Source organism: Cupriavidus sp. 05L411 (assembly GCF_056398045.1).
The window spans coordinates 1-2630 of sequence record NZ_JBFTOQ010000108.1 but is presented as its reverse complement, the minus strand read 5'-3'; the positions used below and the strand labels follow the sequence as shown (position 1 = coordinate 2630).

The following is a 2630-nucleotide window of genomic DNA, read 5'->3' as shown; positions in this document are numbered from 1 at the left end:
GAGTGCCCCGGCTATTGCGGCGCCCAGGCCACCTTCTATGTCGGCACGCTCAAAGGCGTGGGCCGCGTCTACCAGCAGACCTTCGTCGACACCTACTCGAAGGTGGCCTTTGCCAAGCTCTACGATCGCAAGACCCCGTTGCCAGCCGCTGACCTGCTCAACGACCGCGTTGTGCCGTTCTTTGACAGCTACGGCATCCCGCTGTCGCGCGTGCTGACTGACCGCGGCACCGAGTACTGCGGCAATCCCGAGCATCACGAATACGAGCTCTATCTGGCCGTGGAAAACATCGACCACACCCGTACGCGGGCCAGGTCGCCCCAGACCAACGGCATCGTTGAACGGCTGCACAAAACCATGCTCAACGAGTTCTATCGCATCGCGTTTCGCAAGAAAGTCTACGACTCGATCGGCACATTGCAGCTCGATCTCGATGCCTGGCTTGACCAGTACAACAACCAGCGAGAGCATCAGGGGCGATGGTGCTACGGCAAAACGCCCATGCGCACCTTCCTCGACTCGCTGGAACTCGCCAAGGAGAAACTGATCCCGCATTGAGCCGCGCTTCTCGATTCAACAGCCCGACTATCTGTCAGATCGAGTCCCAGCTAATACACATGATTCGGGCTGTCGGCTAACGGAGTGCCCTCCTCTGCTGCGACATCGAAATCCTCTCGTACAAATCCATGCCGCGCGCAAGCGGACTCGAAATTCTCACGCTCGTCCGCCGGTAGTTCGTAGAACAACTTTTGAACCATGGCCATCTCCCAGAGCCTCGCGGAGATCCTAACATGGCCAATCCACGCAGCCGTGGGCCGTTCGTCGGCTACCCCATCTGCTGCAATGCAATCACGCTCCAGGAAACCCAGTCGCGGCCCTGTGTATCCTTGCGCTGCCCGATATAGCGTTCGACCAAGCCGCTCGCTCAGCCAAGCTCCAGCGTCTCATCGGCAGACACGTCAAGCATCCTTCGACCATGGGGAATAGGTCCATGGAGGAGCGACATGATGACGCTAGCGCCCGGCGCTAGCAGTTCCGCGATGGTGTGCATTGCAATCGCTCGCTCAGCGGCTTCAAGATGCATCCATACGGCAGTTAGCAGAACGAGATCAAAATGCTCACGCCTGGCTCGCATCGCCGATAGGCATTGCAGCGCGTCATCGACCCATTCTACGCATGTGGATCCCTGTTTGCTCCCGACTAGGGAGTTCGTCCTTGTGCATTGGCTTCGGCAGGAGATTCGAAATGCATCCTACCGACGGTGCATAGCAAGCTTCGCACCCTTTGGCATAGTGCAAATGCTCGTTGATTGACCCCGCTGAGACTCCCGTACGCCGTCCTGCCATTCTGTCGGCGGTCTTTTTGCCGGACGCCGGGGGTGCCTCAATTTTCATTCTGAACGGCTAGATTGGCGATGACCTACATCGCTTGCGACGCCTGTGGCACAGTATCGGGCGTGACCCTCTACGTGACGAGGCACGCGTTCTCACCTGCATAGGAGCTTTGAATATGGCTGGCACCAGCCTGCTTCTGCTGATCGACGACATTACCTCCATCCTCGACGACGTGGCCACCATGAGCAAGGTTGCGGCCAAGAAAACGGCCGGCGTACTGGGCGACGACCTCGCCTTGAATGCGCAGCAGGTCAGCGGCGTGAAAGCCGATCGTGAGTTACCTGTGGTGTGGGCGGTCGCGCTGGGATCCTTGCGCAACAAGGTGATACTTGTGCCGGCTGCGTTGACGATCAGCGCGACAGCGCCTTGGGCCATCGTACCGCTGCTAATGGCCGGCGGTGCCTTTCTTTGCTATGAAGGCTTCGAGAAGATTGCCCACCGCTTCCTGCACAGCGATTCAGGAGAAGACACGAGCCATGCTGGGGGCAAACGCGAAGCCGCAGGCCTCAAGACCGATGTGGCTGCCTATGAGAAGGCCAAGATCCGTGGAGCGGTGCGCACGGACTTCATCCTGTCGGCGGAGATCATCGTGATCTCGCTTGGGACCGTGTCCGGTGCGACGTTCGGTACTCAGGTTGCGGTGCTGTCGACCATCGCCTTGATCATGACGGTCGGGGTGTACGGACTAGTGGCGGGTATCGTCAAACTGGACGATGCGGGCTTGTACCTGAGCCAGAAGACCTCGGAGGCCGCGCGCGCCGCCGGGCGCAGCATCCTACGCCTGGCGCCTTGGCTGATGCGCGCACTTTCCGTAGTGGGAACCGTAGCTATGTTCCTGGTGGGCGGCGGGATTCTGGTGCACGGAATTCCTGCCGCGCATCATCTGATGGAGCCCACGACGGAAATACTGGCAGGCGTACCGTTAGTCGGCGGTGGACTGGGAATGCTGGGACCGATATTGATCAATGCATTGGCGGGCATCGTTGCAGGAGCACTGGTCACGGCTGTGGTCGCCGTTGCAAAACTTGGAATGCGGGCCCTGCGACCGTCGACGGAATAGATCCCTGCTTGTTTTCTAAATCTTAGCCACAAAAGCAAAACCCCCCAGTACTTTCGTACTGGGGGGTTTCAAGGGAGAGCCTGGCGATTACCTACTTTCACACGGGTATCCGCACTATCATCGGCGTGGAGTCGTTTCACGGTCCTGTTCGGGATGGGAAGGGGTGGTTCCAACTC

At 59.1% G+C, this 2630-nt stretch carries 2 protein-coding genes and 1 rRNA gene; 2 read left to right on the top strand and 1 reads right to left on the bottom strand.

Annotation, left to right across the window (positions count from 1 at the left end):
- Positions 1–558: integrase core domain-containing protein (locus tag AC1DQR_RS40070; protein WP_477135116.1), on the top strand; the 558-nt coding region annotated here is incomplete at its 5' end.
- A gap of 951 nt (positions 559–1509) precedes the next feature.
- On the top strand, positions 1510–2454 hold the full coding sequence (locus tag AC1DQR_RS40065; protein ID WP_477135115.1) for a DUF808 domain-containing protein: 945 nt from the start codon (positions 1510–1512) through the stop codon (positions 2452–2454).
- A gap of 78 nt (positions 2455–2532) precedes the next feature.
- Here AC1DQR_RS40065 and rrf read toward each other — a convergent pair.
- Positions 2533–2630 (bottom strand): 5S ribosomal RNA (gene rrf / locus AC1DQR_RS40060); the annotation flags it as partial.